This window comes from Neptunitalea lumnitzerae (genome assembly GCF_027924185.1).
GTDB lineage: Bacteria > Bacteroidota > Bacteroidia > Flavobacteriales > Flavobacteriaceae > Neptunitalea > Neptunitalea lumnitzerae.
In genome coordinates, this window is the sequence record NZ_BRVO01000001.1 from 520,178 (window position 1) to 539,441 (window position 19,264).

Sequence of the window (19,264 nt, forward strand, 5' to 3'; positions counted from 1 at the left end):
TACTTATTTTACTAGAAAGAACAGCTAGCTACTTCATTAGTTTTTCTAAGGTCTCTAAAATTACTTCATAGGTACTACGCTTTAAAGTTTCCTTATCCTCTTTAGTAGCACCGCTAGTTTCTATAAAAGGAAGCACCTGCGCTCTACAAATACCAGGAGACCCCTTAAAAAACACATAAGGAAAACGCTTTTTATTATCAGGAAAAGCAATAGGCACTATAGGTATTTGGTACTCTATAGCAAGTCTAAAAGCACCATCTTTAAAACTATCTAATACTACATCATAATCGTCGGGAACGCCTCCTTCTGGGAAAATACATATACTCAACCCACTATTTAAACGTTCTTTTGCCTTTTTATAAACAGCAGACCTGCTACCAGCGCTACTTCTGTCTACCAAAATACATACACGCTTATAAAAGAAACCAAACACAGGTATTTTAGCTAATTCTTGCTTACCCACAAATACAAAAGGACTTTTAGACACCTTCAGCATTAGCATAATATCTAACATACTGGTATGGTTAGCAACAAGCATGTAGCTTTTACCACTTTCAAGTGATTGATTATAACGTATTCTTTGGTAACAACCCATTCCATAAATAATAATATTTGCCCATATATTACGTGCAATCCAAAAGAAAGCAGGGTACCACTTTTCTTTAGAACTAAGCACCAATAATATTGGAAAAAAGATAAGAATAGGAACTGCCACTAACGTATAAAACCATATACGCCACAACAAAATACCAAAAGCTTTTATGAGTTTAACCATAAAAGCAAATGTAATAAAACCATTACAGGTAGAACTAATTTATTTGTTCTACCGTAAAATAGGTATCTTGTATGCTATTACTAATAGTTGCAGAACCACCAATACCAAGTGATAACGTGGTGCCATAATAAAAAGAAATCTCATCGCCAGGGCTAAGCTCTACCATAGTAGTAGCCACCATATATTCATTCAAACTTAAAACGGGAGAGCTTGTAGCAATTGCTACTCCATTTTTTCTAATAGCTATATAAGGTATTAAGGAAATAGAAAGTCCGCTTGTAACATATTTATATTGTAAATAAATCTTATATATACCTGCTTTATCTATATCAAAAACATGATTTACAGTGTCGTACTGACCTTTAGTATCAAAAACAATATTGGTAAACTGTAACTTTTTCCACGTAAGCACACTAGCATTTACCAAAGCTAAAGAACTAGTTAAACCACCTTTAGCAGCTGTACGCACAGAACTATAATACACATCTTCTGCACTTACTCTTTTTACAAAACCATTTCCATTAACCACTAAAATAGAATCCGCAGCAGCAGCTGTTGAACCCTGTGGTGTATCTACAATTCTTAAATCTCCATTAACATCTAAAGTTGCTAACGGATCTGTTGTGTCAATCCCTACCTGTGCTGTTACTGTTAAACAAGTAGTGATAAATAAACCTATACAAGTAATAATTTTTTTCATATCGCAATTAATAAGGGTTAAAAAACTCTAGCGGGGGAATGAAAAAATCAATAAATCAGGGGGTGTTAACATCCTTAATAAATTAAGGTACACATCTCTTATTGGTGGGAATAGGTGTTTAAGATTTTAATTGCTTGTTACAAACAATTGACCGTCTTTTTAGAGGGAAAAAACTTTAAAAGTGTAAAAACTAACATTTTTTACTTTTGAAGTCTTGTTACTAAAATAGTAAAAAAAATCATATAAAACTTACGTTTAGAAATTTTTTTGCCGTTTTTTTGTAGTTAAAATAAAAGATCTAGATTATGTCAAGGATTTTAACGGGTATTCAGAGTACAGGAGTACCTCATTTAGGAAACATTTTAGGAGCTATTTTACCGGCTATTGAAATGTCTAAAAAACCTGAGAATGACTCATTTCTGTTTATTGCAGATTTACACTCACTTACTCAGATTAAAGATGGTGAAACTTTAAGAGCAAACACTTATAGTGTTGCTGCAACTTGGCTTGCATTTGGTTTAGATGTAGAAAAAGTAGTTTTCTACCGCCAAAGCGATGTACCACAAGTAACAGAACTATCGTGGTATTTAAGTTGCTTTTTTCCTTATCAACGTTTAACATTAGCACACTCTTTTAAAGATAAGGCCGATAGATTAGCTGATGTTAATGCAGGGTTATTTACCTACCCAATGCTTATGGCTGCCGATATTTTATTATATGATGCAGAATTTGTACCTGTTGGTAAAGACCAATTACAACATATAGAAATTACCCGTGATGTAGCTTCTAGGTTTAATAACCAATTAGGAGAAACATTTGTTTTACCAGAAGGTACCGTACATAAAGAAACACAATATGTACCTGGTACTAACGGAGGTAAAATGAGTAAATCTGCCAATAACTTCATCAATATATTTTTACCAGACAAGAAGTTACGTAAGCAGGTTATGGGTATTGAAACCGATAGCACCCCTTTAGAAGAACCTAAAAACCCAGATACATGTAACGTATTTGCTATTTATAGCATTTTAGGAACCGAGGAACAAGTAGCCGCTATGCGTGCCAATTATGAAGGTGGTAACTATGGGTACGGACATGCAAAACAAGCTTTGTTTGAGTTGATTTGCGAAAAATTTAAAGAACCTAGAGAAAAGTTTGCCTACTACATGGAAAACTTAGACGAGGTAGACAGATTGCTAAAAGTAGGTGCAGAAAAAGCATCTGGAATAGCAAACGACGTTCTAAAGAGAGTTCGTGAAAAATTAGGATACTAAATCTACTATACAAAGAGGAGCCCAAAAGCTCCTCTTTTTTATAGGGCTTCAAATAATTTGCCTGGTAACGGACGTATAAGTCCCTTCATTTCTAAATTAAGTAACGTAGCAGATACTTTAAATATAGGCAAAGCACATTCTAAGGCTATAACATCTAAAAGTTGCTTCCCCTTATCTTTTAAAAAAGTATAAATAACATTCTCATCTCCTTCTAATTCAACAAAAAGTTGCTTTTGAATTGGTTTTGCCGTTTCCTTTTCTAAGCTCCATCCTAAACTATAAATTAAGTCTGCCGCACTAGTAAGCATTTGTGCCTTTTGTTGTTTAATTAGGTTGTTACACCCTACGCTATAAGTATCGCCCACCCTGCCAGGTACCGCAAAAACATCCCGATTATAAGAGTAAGCAATATCAGCAGTTACAAGGCTTCCTCCTCTATCAGCAGATTCTATTACTACCGTAGCATCTGCCAAACCTGCTATAATACGGTTCCTCCGTAAAAAGTTATTCCTATCAAACTTATCAGTACTTTTAAAATCAGTTACAAACCCACCATTAACCTCCATCTCTTTCATATACTTGGCATGTACCTTAGGATATATTTGGTTTAAACCGTGCGCTAAACAACCAATGGTTTGCAAATTATTCTTCATAGCGGCTTTGTGCGCACAAATATCTACCCCATAGGCAAAGCCACTTACAATTACAACATCTAAAGCTGCCAACTCCGCTACCAACTGTTCGCAAAACGAAGTTCCGTAAGAGGTAATACGCCTAGTACCCACAATACTTACCAAGCGTTTCCCCTGTAAATTAATATTCCCACGCTGAAACAATACAACTGGGGCATCTATACAATGTTTCAACTTCTCTGGGTACAACGCATCTTTATAATAGACTGGTGTAATACACTCTTGCTCTATAAATCGTAGTTCCGCTTCGGCACCAGAAACATAATCTTTTTCAAAAAGCTTTTTAATCATCAATTCACCAATTCCGTCAATTTTGGTTAAGTGGTGTTTCTTTTCGTTAAAAACAGCTTTTGCACTACCGCAATGATTGATTAATTTTTTGGCATTAATGTCCCCGATTTTAGGAACACTTTGCAGCGCCAAAACCCATAGCAAATCTTCTTGGTTCATTCTCAGAAATTTAGCTAAAGGTAGCTAAACTTATTAACAAACACCTATTGAATATAAAAAATTACTAGCTTTGTAATTATGAAGTTGGAACATTACATAAGCGAATTATTATACAGATACGAGTGTGTTACCGTACCTGGTTTTGGTGCATTCTTAACAAGTACACAAGGTGCCAGAATACAGGAAGCTACCGGTGCTTTTTATCCACCAACCAAGAAGTTATCTTTCAACAAACAGATTACTTCTAATGATGGGTTATTGGCCAATTACATTGCTACTGTAGAAAAGCTTACGTATGAAATTGCCATGCTTAAAATTGAAACCAGTGTTTTTGAATGGGAACATACCCTTAAAACTCACAGTGAATTAGCACTTAAAAATATTGGTGACTTATGGCTTAACAATGAAAGTTCTATTCAATTTACACCTACAGAGCAAGTAAATTATTTAGCAAGTTCTTTTGGACTTACCACCTTTGTTTCTCCTGAAATTAAAAGAGAACAACTTCATAAACAAGTACGTACTTTAGAAGAAAAAGTACCTGTTACCGTAACTCCTGAAGCTAGAAAATCTCCTGCATACTTAAAATACGCAGCAATTTTTGTATTAGGCTTATCAGTTGCCGGGTATCTTGGGTATAACTATAACAACACCCAACAACAAGAGCAATTACTAGTAGAACAAAATGCTCAGGAACAAGTATCAAAAGAAATTCAGCAAGCTACTTTCTTTGAAGAAATTCCTTTAGAACTTACACCGGTTAAAATTAACTTAACCAAAGAAACACCTAGCTACAAATACCACATTGTGGGTGGCGCTTTTAGAGAAAAAGAAAATGCCAACACCAAAGTAAACGAACTAAAAACTAACGGTTTTGAAAATGCTGTTATTTTAGGAGAAAACAAATTTGGGTTATGGCAAGTATCTTTACAAGGCTTTAATGACCATAGAGAAGCAGAGCGTTTTCTGTTTAAAAACAGAAAAAACATAGAAGGTATTTGGTTGTTTATTGCTGAATAAATTCAACTTTTCATAGTAGCCCATTCATTTTCTTGTTCTTTTAACAAGAACTAAGCTTGTATTTAAGTTTTTTTTAAACGTTTTACTTCTTTTTTTGGCAATTTGTTGAATAACAGCTCGAAAGTTGTTTTCTTATATTTGCAAAAAACCAAATACGAAGATATGCAAGCTAAAACCCCGAGTGAATCTAAAACCATTATGACCGACCTGGTGTTACCAAGTGAAACCAACCCTTTAAACAATCTTTTTGGGGGCGATTTGTTAGCACGTATGGACAGAGCAGCTAGTATTGCTGCCAGAAGACACTCGCGCCGTGTAGTGGTTACAGCTTCTGTAAACCACGTAGCTTTTAACCGTTCTATTCCGTTAGGGAGTGTGGTAACTGTTGAAGCATGTGTTTCTAGGGCTTTTAAGACCTCTATGGAGACCGTAATAGATGTTTGGATAGAAGACCGTGAAAGCGGCCATAGAACAAAGGCAAATGAGGCTATTTACACCTTTGTTGCCGTAGATGATATGGGGCGCCCTACACCCATCCCCGCACTGCAACCTGAAACCGATTTAGAAAAAGAACGTTTTGAGGCCGCTTTGCGTAGAAAACAGTTAAGTTTAGTACTTGCCGGTAAAATGAAACCTAGTGAAGCCACTGAATTAAAGGCTATCTTTACAGAAAAATAGAAACTATGAAAGCTTTCAAATTTGTACTTACTGTATGTGCCGTTTTTGTAACCACCTTGTGTGTTGCTCAAACCACGTATACGCTTGAGAAAAATATAGCTTACAAATCGGGAGACGATTTAACAGCATATGAAAAAGAACGTTGCAAACTTGACATTTACTACCCTACTAATGTAACCAATGCACCTACTATTGTATGGTTTCATGGTGGCGGATTAACGGGAGGAGAAAAATCAATACCTGAAGAACTGAAAAATCAAGGCGCCATAATAGTAGCTCCAAATTACAGACTGTCTCCTAAGGTAAAATCTACCGAATGTATTGAGGATGCTGTAGCGGCCACAGCATGGATTATGCAAAATATTGAGAAATACCATGGCGACCCAAAGAAAATAGTAATGAGCGGCCATTCTGCTGGAGGATATTTAAGCATGATGGTAATTATGAACCGAATTTATTTGGCTAAATTAGGTATTAATGCCAACCAAGTGGCAGCTTTGGTGCCGTTTAGCGGACACACCATAACCCACTTTACTACTAGACAAGAACGTGGTATACCAGGCACACAACCTGTAATTGATAAATATGCACCCTTATACTACGTACGTAAAGATACACCTCCTGTACTTTTAATTACCGGAGACAGAGAAAAGGAAATGTTAGGCCGATACGAAGAAAATGCCTACTTCTACAGAATGCTAAAAGTAACTGGCAATACCGATGTAGAGATAAAAGAACTGAAAGGAGAAGATCATGGTAGTATGGTTGCTCCGGGATGTAAAGTGCTACTAGCATATATGAAAGAAAAAGGTCTGTTATAAAACAGACCTTTTTCTTTTTACATTTTATACACCCAAAGTTCTGGGTTTAACTTATCTGTATTCTTGTAAATAAGAAACTTCAATTCGGTTTTACCAGTGTGTTTATTGGTAAATATTTTACCCAAAGGTTGCTTGGCAATTACCCTATCCCCCTTCTTCACGTATAACTCTGCAAGGTTACAATAGGTAGTTATATAATTACCGTGTTTTACATACACAATAGCCTTTCCTAAGGTAATGGTAATATTTATCACCTCTCCTTCAAATACGGCACGTGCCTCTTCCCCTTCAGGAGCAATTATGTTCACCCCACTATTATCTTGTACCAGCCCCGGATACACAGGATCTGAGTACTTACCAAAACCTATTGAAACCACACCTCGTTCAACAGGCCATATGAGTTTACCCTTGTTTGCCGAAAAGTTATTGGCTATCATTTTCTCTTCTGGAGTTAAGGCAAAAGTGTTAGAAGCACTACTAACGGTACTACCGTTTGCAGCAGCCTTTCTTCTACTCTCTGCAATAGCTTCTTTAATAAGTCGGTCTATTTCTTTCTCAAGGCGCTCTGCTTCTTTCTTCTTCTCGTTAATTTGCGCTAGGTAACCACCCTCTTTCTGCTTAATAGCAGCAATTAACTCTTGTTGCTCTGTCTTCTCAGACTCTAATTTAGCCCTAATACCACGGTTCTCCTCAATTAAATCTTGCTTCTCGGCACGTTGTGCTAACAACGATTGATTAAGCTCTTGTAGCTCCTTTGTTTTATCTTGTATGACCGCTCCTTGTTTTTTAAGATGCGACCTAAACTGGCGCATATATTCCATACGTTTATAGGCCTGAAAGAAGGTTTCAGAAGCCAATACAAACATTAAACGGTTTTGTTGTGATTTGTTCTTATAAGACTTACGAATCATTTCAGCATAATTCTCTTTCAAAACCTTAAGCTCATTTTCTAGCTCTTTTATATTCTTTTCGTTCTTTTTAATCTCAGAACTTAAAAGATTTATTTGCTGGTTGGTTACTTTATTTAGCTGCTCACGCACCAATATTTTCTTATTGACACCCTCCATTTGGGTAACCAACGATTTTCTTTGAGAACCTTGCTGACTAAGTAATTGCTGTATCTGATTTATTTCTCTTAATAGCTCCGTTCTTTTTCGCTGTAATGCTTCTTGCTCTTTAGACTGTGCAAAACCACCCCATGCGCTACAAAAGCACACAAAGAAAAACAGAACCCACTTAGCACTTACTTGCTTCATTTACTTCTCTAACGTAATTTGTTTGTAACCATTAGGCACGTTGTATGGAAAGGTTACCTTTTTATTAAACTCAATGTTTTTGTACTCAATTTCTATATCACTCTTTCCTTCTGGGCCATCTACACTTACCGCTATTTCATCTGGAAAAGCTTGTCCATCTATATTTTGATAAGATGTATAAGAAATGCTAGATACTCTATTTTCAGAAGGTTGAGACACCTCTTGTAAGCTCATTTTATAATAAATAGGCTCTAGCTGAAACAACAATTTAAAAGGCCCCATCGGATCTTCAGGTTTTAATTGATATCTGTTTTCTACTACCGAATTATTATACTTTTCTTGTTTAAGATCTACTATCGCTTGCCCTAACAATACATTCTGTAATTTTTCAAAATCAATTTCGGTACCTAGTAAATCACTTATATACGCAAAATCACCTTCAAAGTAAGTACCTTCTAATTTGTTATAAAAAGATACACCCTCAGGAGTAATATACGCTTTTACCACCCCAAAAAAGGCGCTTAACCAAATAGCCTTATCCTTTTCCATTCGAAGGTTTAACGAAAAAGAGTTAGAAGCATGCTCATCTTTATACTTTACATCTACTTTACCCTTTATGGTAGTAAACTCAAGCTCATTAATATAATGATTTTTAATGATTTTTTTTGCTGCATAACCCGTGTTAGCAGTACCTTCTCCAATCACTTTCTTAGAAGCACAAGACGCTACAACAACCGTCATTACTGCTATTAATATTCCTTTGTATAGTAACTTCATAGTAATTTTTATATACTTTTTGCTTTATGAAGGTATTCTTGCTCTTTTTGAATATTCCCCAATTGTTTATGGCAAGCCGCCAGCTCGGTATAAATTCGTTTTTCCAACACCACATCATCTATTAAAAAACTCAACGCCATGTCTAACGATTCTATTGCTACATCATACTGTTTGAGTTCCTTATTAGCTACCCCATGCATATAATAAATAAAAGGCTGTGTTGGGTAACTCGCCAAGGCCTCTTCTGCTAGCTCTAAAACTTTGGTGTATTGCTTAGCATCGTTCAACCTCATTAAGTCTAACTCTAGCTTTTCTATAGCATCAATAGCTTCCTCCTCACCGGTATCAACCTCTGTAGCTTCCAATTCTTCAACATCCTCCTCAATTTGCGTTTTGCGTTTTTGCATCGCTTTTAAATTCACACGCAATTGCTCTCTATCATCAGAATGCCCATATAACTGGTCTAGTGTATCTAACTGTGCAAGAGCCTTTTCATAGTCGCTATTTTTACTGTACAGATATACCAAACTCTCTTTAAAAGCATCCTTCGTTTTAGCTAATTTTTCAGCTGTATAAATAGCCTCATCCGTTTTATTCTGTGCTTTGTACACTTTAAAAAGCGCCTCAGAATACCATCGATTTTCCGGCTCTTTCTCTACTGCTGCCAACAAATAGTTTTCAGCATCTTCAAACAATCCGGCAGATAAGTAGTTAATACCTAACTCATAATCTACAGCTCCATTGTCTGCATCTAGCATTTTACACTCTAACAAATGATCTATAGCCTTTCCGTAATTTTCAATAGCACGCTCTTTTAAAGCTTCAAAAAAATGCTGTTGAAAATCGCTTTCAACCGTTTCAGAAGTAACCGCAGCATCATCTTCCTCTTTTTGGGCCATTACAGGTAAGAGCCCTAAAAAGAAAAATAACACCATATATGTAATACCCCTGAATATTTTCATGTATGTTTTAAATCAATTCTGAATAATCGCCAATACTAATACTGGTAAAATTACCATCAAACTTAGCATGGTTACCTATCATAGCATTATCTAAGGTAGCATTTTTAATGCTAGCATGGTTTTGCACCAAGCTATTTTTTACAACAGAATTTTCTACCACACAACCATCACCTAAAGAAACATTAGGCCCTAAGGTTACGTTGCGCAATACTACATTGTCTCCAATATAGCAAGGTGGTATAATTTCTGAGTTTTCCACAGTTACCGATTCTGCTACTAATGAATGACCATCTTCATATAAAAACTGCAACATACGCTTATTAGTATCTACAGTAATGTTTTTATTTCCGCAGTCCATCCATTCATCTACTTTACCAGGTACAAATTTCATACCCTTTTGCATCATAGCTTTAATACCATCGTTAATTTGGTACTCACCACCATGAATAATATTATTATCTAATACCTTTTGTAGTTCTTGCTTTAATACCTCTCCTTGTTTAAAGTAGTAAATACCAATAACTGCTAAATCTGAAACAAACTCGGCTGGTTTTTCTACCAATCCTGTAATGTTATGGTCATCATTTAATTCTACCACACCATATGCCTGCGGATTAGCCACCTTTTTAACCCAGATTACACTATCTGCAGAAGCATCTAAATTAAAATCGGCTTTAAACAGCGTATCAGCATACGCAATTACACAAGGCCCCTCTAAAGATTCCTTTGCACACATAATAGCGTGCCCAGTACCTAAAGGTTTATCTTGATAATAAATAGTGCCTTTAGCCCCCACACTATCCGCTACCTCTAGCAAATGATTTTCAATAGCATCACCAAAATCATCTTTAATTACAAAAGCAACCTCTTCAATGGGTTGTTTTATCACTTTTGCAATATCTTCTACCAAGCGTTGCACAATAGGCTTACCTGCAATTGGTATTAATGGTTTTGGCACTGTTAAGGTGTGCGGTCTAAGTCGGGATCCTCTCCCGGCCATAGGTACTATAATTTTCATAATTCTTTTTTGTATTAGGGGTGAGGGAAATGTTATTTTTATTTAGTTCCGGTACTACCAAAACCACCTGCTCCACGTGCTGTAGAAGAAAGTTCTTCTACACTAGCCCATTCAGCTCTTTCATGTTTGGCTATGACCATTTGTGCCACACGCTCTCCATCTTCAATTACAAAATCTTCGGTAGACAAGTTAATCAAAATAACCCCCACTTCACCTCTGTAATCTGCATCTACAGTTCCTGGTGCGTTTAAAACGGTAATTCCTTTTTTTGCAGCCAACCCACTTCTTGGTCTTACCTGTGCTTCATACCCAACAGGCAATTCTATAAAAAGACCTGTTTTTACAATGGTTCTTTCCATAGGTTTTAAGGTTATAGGAGCATCAAGATTGGCTCTTAAATCCATTCCTGCAGAGGCACCCGTTTCATAACTTGGCAATTCGTGTTTAGAGTTATTGATAACTTTAATTGTCATTTTTCTTAAGTGTTTTTTTGAGAGCTTTACCCTCTAATGAATAGATCATTAACAAAAATAAAAAAACAAATAGGGTTCCCACATATAAGTTTCTGTTAAAAACATAGAACGATAGTATGGCGTAAACAACGCACGTACCCATATACAACCCTATTTTTTTTACATTGTATGGTATTTTATAGTTTTTCTGTCCGAAATAGTAAGAGATAAACATCATACCACTATACGCCGCCAAAGTAGCTATAGCCGCCCCTTTATAACTCATAGTTGGTATTAATATAAAGTTTAAACTTAAGGTAATTACGGCACCTACCAAAGAAATAGCAGCACCATACCAAGTTTTATCGGTTACCTTGTACCAAACGGAAAGATTATGGTAAATACCTAAACATAAATTTGCCATTAAAATAAAAGGCACTACCCATAGCGCCTCCCAATAGGCTTGTTCTGGTATAAGTATTCGTTTTAAAATATCTGCATACACTACTACAAACAACACTATGAACGACCCAAAAATAGAGAAGTACAACGTAATGTTGGCGTAGGTTTGCTTAGCATCTTTTTTATTAGCATGACTAAAAAAGAAGGGTTCTACCCCTAATTTAAAAGCAGTTACAAACAACGTCATAAATACACCCAGTTTGTAACACGCTGCATAGATACCTACCACATCATCGGCAATACTTTTAGGCAGCATATAACGCAATATAAGCTTGTCAAAACCTTCGTTAATAGAATATGCAATACCAGCAATTAATACCGGAAAAGCGTAGGCAAACATTTTTTTAAATAGCACCTTATCAAAGCTAAAACCAATACGTTTATACAAAGGCAACACCATTAACAATGTAACTCCACTAGCCATTAAATTGGCTAAGAAGATATAATGCACCTTATCTGCAAAAACAAAATTTGCCATAAACCCCTGTGGCTGGTCTCCAAAAAAACGAGGAAAACCAACAAAAAACAGAATATTCAACAATAGGTTTATAAGTACATTACTAATTTTAACAAAGGAGTATTTAATAGGCATTTCTTGATTACGAAACCAAGCAAACGGTATTACTACCAAAGCATCTAGACTTAAAATACCCACAGCATACCCAATAAAGGTAGGTTGATAATCTAACCAAACAGCAATAGTGTTTCTTAATAAAAAGCCTATTACTAAAAAAAGCACTGATGAAATAGACAATGCTGTTAATGCAGTAGATTGCACTTCTGCCTTACGCTCACTTTTATTCATGAACCTAAAAAAAGCAGTTTCCATACCATAAGACAACAAAACATTACCTAATATAAGGTACACCATTAACGATGAGTACACACCATAATCTGCCTTAGCAGGTAATTCATGGATGTAGAATGGCGTAAGTATGAGTCCTAAAATACGAGGAAGTACGGTTGCCAAACCGTAAATAAATGTAGTTTTAAAAAGTTTTTGTAGTGCGCTCAAATTCTGTAACAACATTTAACCTGCGCTAATGTATTGAATTATATACAGCACTACAATTTTATTACTCTATTTTTGAAAAGAGAACGTTTTAGCTATACTAAGATGTTCTTTTATAATTTTACGTGAGCGAAGAATTGATAGCTATTACACAAAACAACCCTTTACGAAATAGCTTTTTTAAGCCCTTTACAGAGCCGAACGTTCTTTCAAGATATTCTCTAACGCATCAGGTGTATTACTAACAATACACACCCTTAATTTACCGGTAAAGGTATTAAAACATACAGCCTTCCCAGGTTTGGTGTTATAAACCAACCTACCACCTGGTGCTAACCGAATACCTAACCCAATCCATCCTGGTATTTTTTCTTGTGTTATGGTTTGTGCAGTAATATTTTTAAGAGGATATTTTACTTTAATAAGCCCTATCCCAAAACTCAGTGTTAAAAATGCCTCATCTATCTTAATCGTAAAATTAAAGAACAATGCTATAATACCCACAAATAACACTATTACACCCAACAACGAATTAAAAGAAACATAGGTACCCGTACCAAAATTAAGTAGCGCCACAAAACCAGCTAAAAAAGCCATCATAAAAATAATAAGAATATGGAAGATCTGAGTCTCTTTGTACACTAAAGGAGTATTCATAATTTAAAAGTAATTCATAAATGAATGAAATGAAAAAACCCTGTCTTAAAAAAGACAGGGTTTAACATATAAAAGAGTGTTTTGTTTATCCGTTTAAAGCTTCTGCTCCACCAACAATCTCTAAAATTTCATTGGTAATAGCTGCCTGACGTGCTTTGTTATACGTAAGTTTTAATTGGTTACGTAATTCGGTAGCATTATCAGTTGCTTTGTGCATAGCTGTCATACGTGCTCCGTGCTCTGAAGCAAAAGAGTCTCTAACAGCTTTATACAATTGTGTTTTTAAAGACTTAGGAATTAATGTCTCAACGATTTCTTTTTTAGATGGCTCAAAAATATAATCAGTTGCTGGTCCATTACTTTCAGTAGTCTCTTGTTGAACAATTGGTAAAAATTGCTCTTGTAACACAACTTGGTTTGCAGCATTTTTAAAGTGGTTGTAGATAAGTACTATCTTATCATACGTACCCTCTGCATACAACTCCATTAACTTATCTGCCAATGCAGCAACATTATCAAAGGTAAGATTATCATAAATCTCATTATGGTTTTCTACAACCTCTTGAGATTTCTTAATAATATCATTTCCCTTTTTACCAATGGTAAAAAAGTAAACCTCTTTACTGCTATAGGCTTGAGCTGCAGCTAACGAAGCTTTTATAATATTAGCGTTAAAACCACCACATAAACCTCTATTAGAAGTCATGGGTACAAATAACACCTTTTTTACTTCTCTTTCCGTAGCATAAACGCTTCCGCTATCCCCTTCTAAAGATGCACTTAAGCTTTGTAACAATTCTGTTAACTTACTAGCATAAGGCCTCATTGCGGTAATAGCATCCTGAGCCTTCTTCAATTTAGCAGCCGATACCATTTTCATGGCACTAGTAATCTGCATGGTTGAGCTCACCGAAGCAATTCTGTTACGTATTTCTTTTAAGTTAGCCATAGTTTTAATTATGGATTATGAATTCAGAGTTATGGATTAGTAAGTACTAATCCATAATTCCGTATTCTAAATTATCTAGCGTATTTAGGAGCAATTTCTTTTGCTACAGCCGTTAAAACGTCTGTTTGAGCATCTGTATATTTACCAGCTTTTAACTCGTCTAGAGTAGCTCTGTGTTTAGCATTTAAGAAATCGATATACTCTTTCTCAAATTCTTTCACTCTATCTACAGGAACTTCTTTCAATAAGTTCTTAGAACCAGCAAAAATAATAGCAATCTGATCTTCTACAGTATACGGATCGTTTTGAGCTTGTTTTAAGATCTCAACGTTACGTTGTCCTTTAGAAATTACGTTCATAGTAGCCGCATCAAGATCAGAACCAAATTTAGCAAACGCTTCTAATTCACGGTACTGAGCCTGGTCTAATTTTAAGGTACCTGCTACCTTTTTCATAGATTTAATTTGCGCTGAACCACCCACACGAGATACAGAGATACCTACGTTAATTGCAGGACGTACACCAGAGTTAAATAAATCTGACTCTAAGAATATCTGACCATCTGTAATAGAAATTACGTTGGTTGGGATATATGCAGAAACGTCACCCGCTTGTGTTTCAATAATTGGTAAAGCTGTTAATGAACCTCCACCTTTAACAACTGGTTTTAAAGATTCAGGAAGGTCGTTCATGTTCTTAGCAATCTCATCATCGGCAATTACTTTAGCAGCACGCTCTAATAAACGAGAGTGTAAGAAGAAAACGTCTCCAGGGTAAGCCTCACGTCCTGGTGGTCTTCTTAATAATAAAGACACCTCACGGTATGCCACAGCTTGCTTAGATAAATCATCATAAACAATTAAAGCCGGACGACCCGTATCACGGAAGTACTCACCAATTGCAGCTCCTGTAAAAGGAGCATATACCTGCATAGGAGCAGGATCTGATGCATTAGCCGCAACAATAGTAGTATATGCTAAAGCACCTTTTTCTTCTAAAGTTTTAGCAATACCAGCAACTGTAGAAGCTTTTTGCCCTACAGCAACATATATACAATATACAGGTTGCCCTGCATCGTAAAATTCTTTCTGATTAATAATGGTATCAATACACACTGTAGTTTTACCAGTCTGACGGTCACCAATAACCAACTCACGTTGACCACGACCTACAGGAATCATAGCATCTACAGATTTAATACCAGTTTGTAATGGCTCATTTACCGGCTGACGGTAAATTACACCAGGAGCTTTACGCTCTAATGGCATTTCGTAAGTTTTTCCTTCAATAGGACCCTTACCATCAATTGGGTTACCTAAGGTATCCACAACTCTACCAACTACACCTTCTCCAACTTTAACAGAAGCAATACGTTGTGTACGTTTTACAGTAGCGCCTTCTTTAATGTCTTTAGAAGCCCCTAAGATTACAACACCAACGTTGTCTTCTTCAAGGTTAAGTACCATTCCTTCTAGACCACTTTCAAACTCTACTAATTCACCGTATTGAGCATTTGATAAGCCGTATACACGTGCAATACCATCTCCTACTGTTAATACTGTACCTACTTCGTCTAATGAAGCCGAGGCTTCAAAACCTGATAGTTGTTTTTTTAATATTGCTGATACCTCAGCAGCTTTTACTTCAGCCATCTTACTTTAGTATTTAAAACCGTTTCGGGTTTATTTATAAATTAAAGTTGTGAAACGTATAAATTGTTATTAAACTCTCTTTCTAATTTTCTAAACTTGGCAGCCACACTTGCATCGTATTGCTTATCGCCAATTCTTAAAACAAAACCACCAATAATTGTAGGATCTACTTTGTTTTCTAAAGTAATCTTCTTGTTGGTTAATTGGTTTATTTTAGCCAATACCTTTGTTTCTAACTCAGCAGTTAAAGGAACTGCAGTAGTAACTACAGCCGTTTGTTCACCTTTGTAAGCGTGGTATTGAATTATATATTTTTCCGCTACAGCTTGCAACAAGTTAATACGCTTGTTTTCTTCTAGCACCGAAAAAAGTCCTTTAGTAACCTCAGTTACGTCCGCAAAAATTTCTTTTAACGAAGCTATTTTCACCTCTGCCTTCACAATAGGACTCTCAATCATTAATCGAAGGTCTTTACTGCCGTTAATGGTGTTTTTAATAAGCTTCATGTCAGCATCTACCTTATCTGCTATATTTTGATCTATAGCTAAAGATAGCATTGCTTTTGCGTAACGTATTGCTGCTCTAGTACTTACCATTTTTTCTTAGTTTAAAGTAACTTCATCAAGCATTTTTTCAACTTGCTTCATTTGCTTAGCATTGTCAGACAACTCGTCTTTAACAACCTTCTGTGCAATTTCTAAAGAAAGACTTGCTACTTGAGTTTTAAGTTCTGCTAAAGCAGATCTCTTTTCTGATTCAATTTCAGCTTTTGCTTGCTCTAAAATAGCAGCACCTTGAGCACTTGCAGCTTCTTTAGCATCAGCAATCATTTTATCTTTAATCTCACGAGCTTCTTTCAACATTACATCTCTTTCAGCACGTGCTTCAGCCAACATTTTTTCATTATCAGCTTGAAGATTTTCCATTTCTTCTCTAGCCTTCTTAGCAGCCTCTAATGCATCTTTAATACCTTCTTCTCTATCATCTAGAGATTTTAAGATAGGCTTCCATGCAAATTTTCCCAAAAGAAAAATAAGAATCAAAAGTATGATTGCTTGCATGAAAAACAATCCCGGTGAAAAATCATTTAATAACTGATCCATGATGTCAAATTAATTTATTCTTGTTGTATTACTGTTTCCTCTTTAAATTTTAATTATTTCCTGCAACCAACCGTTACAGGAAATAATTTTAAAAAAGCTTTTTGTTATGCACCTAAAATTAATGCACCGAAAGCCAAACCTTCTAATAAAGCCCCGATGATAATCATCGCAGTTTGGATTTTACCAGCAGCTTCTGGTTGACGAGCGATAGCTTCCATAGCGCTACCACCAATTTTACCAAGACCTAAACCGGCTCCAATTACGATAAGACCAGCACCTACTAAATTTGGAATAGTTCCCATAATACTAAATTATAAAGTTAATTAATTAAGTTCTTAATGATGATCATGTTCTTCTACAGCAGCTCCAATAAAAAGTGCTGACAACATGGTAAAAATAAACGCCTGTAAAAAGGCTACTAATATTTCGATAACAGAAATAAACAATGCCAAAATTAAAGAAATTGAAGTAGAACCTACAGCTCCAAATTGATTCTTCAATAAAATCATTAAAGCAATTAAACTCATTACAACAAAGTGTCCTGCAGTCATGTTTGCAAATAAACGAATCATTAACGAGAATGGTTTCGTAAACATACCCAATACTTCAATAGGCGCTAAAATAATTTTCATTGGCCATGGCACACCTGGCATCCAGAAAATGTGTTTCCAATAATCTTTATTACCTACAAATTGAGTAATAAAGAATGTAAACAATGCCAAACAGAAAGTAACTGCAATTTGCCCAGTAACATTAAAACCTAAAGGTGTTAAACCAACTAAATTTAAAATCCAGATAAAGAAAAACACAGTTAATAGATAAGGCATAAATCTTTTATATTTCTTTTCACCTATATTAGGACGTGCAATTTCATCTCTAACATAGATAACCAATGGCTCAAGTACTCTTGCAAAACCCGTTGGTATTGGACCTTTTTTATATCCTTTAGCTAAAGCTCCAAAGCCTAAGAAAAGTAATATTGCAGCAAGCAACATACCCACAACACTTTTGGTAATTGAAAAATCTAAAACCGTATGCGCATTATGAGGATGATGTTCTTCATTAAATTCCACCTCAGACGCACCTTCTTCAAGCTCGTAAATTTTACCATGAATCATAGCTAATTTAACATCGCCTTTTTCTACGATAACTTCTCCATTTTCGTCGTGATGAAATTCTGAAGCCATAAATGTTTTTAATCCATTACTAGTCCATATAATAACTGGCAATGCAAAACCATAATGATGATCTCCTGAACTGTAAAATGTAAAATAGTGAGAATCTTTCAAGTGATGCTTGATATACTCATTAACTTCCACAGGATCGTCAATTGCTCCATTGTCTTCTTTAGAATGATGCCCTGTTTCTTCATTTGACCAACCTAAAAAGGCTGTAGAGAACGCTATCAGCATAATAAAAAACCTGATAGTTTTTTTTACTCCTACCATAACTTGTTAAGATGAATTGTGCTTCAAAATTTTGTGCAAATTTACACTATAAATTAACATTTGCTTGTTAATCAAGGATTTTTTTTTCGGAAGTATGCAAAATTGTGATATATAGCAGGTTTGCTATATTTTTTTATCCAAAAGGAGTTTAGTAAAATACACTTCAAATGTTAAAAAAACGAAGTAAGGTATAGCAAAAAGAATCAATTCATCCTTTGAATAAGTTACTTTATGAGTGATGTGAGGAGCCAAGTAAAAACCAATGAGCACTAACTTAAAAGTTATCATCCCTAAAAAGATAAACCCCAAATGTTCAGAAAACTTAAGGTTAAATAGGTATAACTGTACTAAAATTAACACTGTAACTCCAAAATGAAACAAAAGTATACTATTAACAGTTTTATGTATAGTATCAACAAGAACGGTCTTGTTTAACCCTAAGACAACTAAAAAACAAAATAAACTTGCTATTAAAAAATGCAACAAAAACTTCCCTAAAACTCTACTCATCTTTACCTAACTTAATAGCCTCTTTAACTATTATATAAATAGACAAAAACACCCCAACCAAAGTTAGAATGTTCGTATATAATTTACCTGAATGGTATTTTCCATCTAACCATTCGCCCATTAAAAAAAAGACATAGATAATGGCACCAATCTGAAAACCAGCGCCAATAAATCTAATGTATTTACGATGCTGATTTTTTTGACTCGCCACCACCTAAAGATTTCAGGTTATTTGCACCCATGTTACAAGTTGCATTGAAGACAGCACCTGCATCTATATCTAATTTAGCAGCTACAATTTCGCCTTCTACTTTTGCCGTAGATTTTAATGAAAGTAATCCCGATACAATTAAAGTTCCTGTATAGGTTCCTTCAATATCGGCATTTTCACATTCCGACTTTCCGTCAATAACACCAGTTTTTCCAATTACAAGTTTTCCAGAGGTTTTTACGGTTCCAACTAATTTACCATCAATTCTAAAATCAGAATCAGAAGTTACATCTCCTTTAATTACTGTGTTTGGTAAAATACGGTTAGACATTCCGTTAGACTCTCCTTTGGTTTTCACTGGTTTTTTTTCGTTAAACATAATTAG

The 19,264-nt window shown here is 35.4% G+C and carries 22 protein-coding genes; 4 read left to right on the plus strand and 18 right to left on the minus strand.

Annotation, left to right across the window (positions count from 1 at the left end):
• Positions 1–28 precede the first annotated feature (28 nt).
• Both Y10_RS02325 and Y10_RS02330 read right to left on the minus strand, forming a co-directional pair.
• Positions 29–775: a lysophospholipid acyltransferase family protein gene (locus Y10_RS02325; protein ID WP_281763752.1), complete on the minus strand. Its 747-nt coding sequence runs from the start codon at positions 773–775 to the stop codon at positions 29–31.
• 34 nt (positions 776–809) lie between these two features.
• Positions 810–1,475, minus strand: a complete 666-nt coding sequence (locus Y10_RS02330) for a hypothetical protein (protein ID WP_281763753.1) — start codon at positions 1,473–1,475, stop codon at positions 810–812.
• A 305-nt stretch (positions 1,476–1,780) separates the two neighbouring features.
• Between Y10_RS02330 and trpS the strand changes: the two genes are divergently transcribed.
• Positions 1,781–2,749, plus strand: coding sequence for a tryptophan--tRNA ligase (gene trpS, locus Y10_RS02335; RefSeq protein WP_281763754.1), 969 nt, complete (start codon positions 1,781–1,783; stop codon positions 2,747–2,749).
• A 38-nt stretch (positions 2,750–2,787) separates the two neighbouring features.
• Here trpS and dprA read toward each other — a convergent pair whose 3' ends face one another.
• On the minus strand, positions 2,788–3,891 hold the full coding sequence (gene dprA, locus Y10_RS02340) for a DNA-processing protein DprA (protein WP_281763755.1): 1,104 nt from the start codon (positions 3,889–3,891) through the stop codon (positions 2,788–2,790).
• 78 nt (positions 3,892–3,969) lie between these two features.
• Here dprA and Y10_RS02345 point away from each other — a divergent pair, with 78 nt between their 5' ends.
• From Y10_RS02345 to Y10_RS02355, 3 genes are all read left to right on the plus strand, one after another.
• Complete coding sequence (locus Y10_RS02345; RefSeq protein WP_281763756.1) at positions 3,970–4,911, plus strand: HU domain-containing protein; 942 nt, start codon at positions 3,970–3,972, stop codon at positions 4,909–4,911.
• 162 nt (positions 4,912–5,073) lie between these two features.
• Positions 5,074–5,589 carry an acyl-CoA thioesterase gene (locus Y10_RS02350; protein WP_281763757.1) on the plus strand — a complete coding sequence of 172 codons (516 nt, stop codon included), beginning with the start codon at positions 5,074–5,076 and terminating at the stop codon, positions 5,587–5,589.
• 5 nt (positions 5,590–5,594) lie between these two features.
• Positions 5,595–6,410 carry an alpha/beta hydrolase gene (locus Y10_RS02355; RefSeq protein ID WP_281763758.1) on the plus strand — a complete coding sequence of 272 codons (816 nt, stop codon included), beginning with the start codon at positions 5,595–5,597 and terminating at the stop codon, positions 6,408–6,410.
• Positions 6,411–6,427: 17 nt separating this feature from the next.
• On the opposite strand, the gene Y10_RS02360 is transcribed toward Y10_RS02355, so the two are convergent.
• From Y10_RS02360 to Y10_RS02425, 15 genes are all read right to left on the minus strand, one after another.
• Positions 6,428–7,666 (minus strand): murein hydrolase activator EnvC family protein, encoded by a 1,239-nt coding sequence (locus Y10_RS02360; RefSeq protein WP_281763759.1) that lies wholly within the window; start codon positions 7,664–7,666, stop codon positions 6,428–6,430.
• On the minus strand, positions 7,667–8,443 hold the full coding sequence (locus tag Y10_RS02365) for a DUF4292 domain-containing protein (RefSeq protein ID WP_281763760.1): 777 nt from the start codon (positions 8,441–8,443) through the stop codon (positions 7,667–7,669). It lies immediately after the preceding gene.
• An 8-nt stretch (positions 8,444–8,451) separates the two neighbouring features.
• Positions 8,452–9,405 (minus strand): tetratricopeptide repeat protein, encoded by a 954-nt coding sequence (locus Y10_RS02370; RefSeq protein ID WP_281763761.1) that lies wholly within the window; start codon positions 9,403–9,405, stop codon positions 8,452–8,454.
• A 7-nt stretch (positions 9,406–9,412) separates the two neighbouring features.
• Positions 9,413–10,423: a sugar phosphate nucleotidyltransferase gene (locus Y10_RS02375; RefSeq protein ID WP_281763762.1), complete on the minus strand. Its 1,011-nt coding sequence runs from the start codon at positions 10,421–10,423 to the stop codon at positions 9,413–9,415.
• 38 nt (positions 10,424–10,461) lie between these two features.
• Positions 10,462–10,896, minus strand: coding sequence for a dUTP diphosphatase (gene dut / locus Y10_RS02380; RefSeq protein ID WP_281763763.1), 435 nt, complete (start codon positions 10,894–10,896; stop codon positions 10,462–10,464).
• Positions 10,886–12,352 (minus strand): oligosaccharide flippase family protein, encoded by a 1,467-nt coding sequence (locus tag Y10_RS02385; RefSeq protein WP_281763764.1) that lies wholly within the window; start codon positions 12,350–12,352, stop codon positions 10,886–10,888. The genes dut and Y10_RS02385 overlap by 11 nt, the downstream gene beginning before the upstream one ends.
• Before the next feature lie 186 nt (positions 12,353–12,538).
• Complete coding sequence (locus tag Y10_RS02390; protein WP_281763765.1) at positions 12,539–13,006, minus strand: hypothetical protein; 468 nt, start codon at positions 13,004–13,006, stop codon at positions 12,539–12,541.
• A gap of 85 nt (positions 13,007–13,091) precedes the next feature.
• Positions 13,092–13,955 carry an ATP synthase F1 subunit gamma gene (gene atpG / locus Y10_RS02395; protein ID WP_281763766.1) on the minus strand — a complete coding sequence of 288 codons (864 nt, stop codon included), beginning with the start codon at positions 13,953–13,955 and terminating at the stop codon, positions 13,092–13,094.
• A 71-nt stretch (positions 13,956–14,026) separates the two neighbouring features.
• Positions 14,027–15,607: a F0F1 ATP synthase subunit alpha gene (atpA, locus tag Y10_RS02400; protein ID WP_281763767.1), complete on the minus strand. Its 1,581-nt coding sequence runs from the start codon at positions 15,605–15,607 to the stop codon at positions 14,027–14,029.
• A gap of 41 nt (positions 15,608–15,648) precedes the next feature.
• Entirely contained in the window at positions 15,649–16,203 is a 555-nt protein-coding gene (atpH, locus tag Y10_RS02405; protein ID WP_281763768.1) for an ATP synthase F1 subunit delta, read from the minus strand.
• A 6-nt stretch (positions 16,204–16,209) separates the two neighbouring features.
• Positions 16,210–16,710, minus strand: coding sequence for a F0F1 ATP synthase subunit B (locus Y10_RS02410; RefSeq protein WP_281763769.1), 501 nt, complete (start codon positions 16,708–16,710; stop codon positions 16,210–16,212).
• 104 nt (positions 16,711–16,814) lie between these two features.
• The gene (gene atpE / locus Y10_RS02415; protein WP_093021610.1) at positions 16,815–17,012 is read right to left on the minus strand and encodes an ATP synthase F0 subunit C; all 198 of its coding nucleotides are present in this window, start codon (positions 17,010–17,012) and stop codon (positions 16,815–16,817) included.
• 33 nt (positions 17,013–17,045) lie between these two features.
• A complete protein-coding gene (gene atpB / locus Y10_RS02420) occupies positions 17,046–18,158 on the minus strand; it encodes a F0F1 ATP synthase subunit A (RefSeq protein WP_281763770.1) in 1,113 nt (370 codons plus the stop codon).
• Positions 18,159–18,660: 502 nt separating this feature from the next.
• The gene (locus Y10_RS16945) at positions 18,661–18,882 is read right to left on the minus strand and encodes an AtpZ/AtpI family protein (RefSeq protein WP_408733603.1); all 222 of its coding nucleotides are present in this window, start codon (positions 18,880–18,882) and stop codon (positions 18,661–18,663) included.
• Positions 18,851–19,258 (minus strand): bactofilin family protein, encoded by a 408-nt coding sequence (locus tag Y10_RS02425; protein WP_281763771.1) that lies wholly within the window; start codon positions 19,256–19,258, stop codon positions 18,851–18,853. Before Y10_RS02425 ends, Y10_RS16945 begins: the two co-directional genes overlap by 32 nt.
• Between the last annotated feature and the right edge of the window lie 6 nt (positions 19,259–19,264).